Here is a 717-nt window from a genome sequence, read left to right as displayed (position 1 = left end):
GTTTTATGGTTTTAGGGTTTTTCTGATGTTTTTTGCTCTGGCATTCGCCGCTTTCACGTCTTTAATGAAATCAGAATGTGGTTGTAAAACATATTCGATTTCAGCAATAGAATTTCTCGCTCCTCGTGTTATGTTTTTTTCAAAATCATTTAGGACGTGATTGTTGACTAATTCTGTGAGTGCATTATCGACGCGCAAAACCTGCTGATTTTTACGCGAATCAAAAAGAAGCAAACTATCACGGCTGATAGTGGAAAATGTTATTTTATAGTTGTTTAAAAAGCTCGCTTGGACAAAGTTATGGCACAACCGCTTATAGAACCACTGGGCAAGTTGTGTTGAAAAGGACATTGACTTATAGAAATTGATTTGGCGGTAGTTGTGGGAGCGGATTGCCACGGTGACAAGAGGCGAAAAATCCGCATACCAAAAAGCCTTCGGGTTTTTCTCACTGGTTCTTTTTGAAATTCCAGCAAGTGAGTTAAGGATGCCAGAAGCGCATAGTTCTTCACTGTCTTCACTTGTAATGGTGATATGGCACCCCGATAGAATCATTAGGGAATCATAGATTTCAGTATATGAGCGAGTATGTCCGCGTGCCTTTAGCTCCTTTTTAATTAAATAAATTGAGAACCGAACACCTGACCGATCATTGTCCAGGTACCCCATTCCCAGCTGTTGATCCGCCGCAAATTTTCTCAATACGTCTTCGATTAG

The 717-nt window shown here is 40.3% G+C and carries 1 protein-coding gene; it reads right to left on the bottom strand.

Going from position 1 to position 717, the window contains the following annotated elements; genetic code table 11:
* Nucleotides 1–3: 3 nt before the first annotated feature.
* Nucleotides 4–717, bottom strand: a 714-nt coding sequence (locus ACOCD2_RS23925) for a hypothetical protein (RefSeq protein ID WP_419595358.1), incomplete at its 5' end; no start/stop codon positions are given.

It is taken from the genome of Thiolapillus sp. (assembly GCF_048562965.1).
Lineage (GTDB): Bacteria > Pseudomonadota > Gammaproteobacteria > Chromatiales > Chromatiaceae > Thiolapillus > Thiolapillus brandeum_A.
The sequence above is the reverse complement of the archived record's forward strand: the minus strand, read 5'-3'. Positions and strand labels throughout refer to the sequence as shown.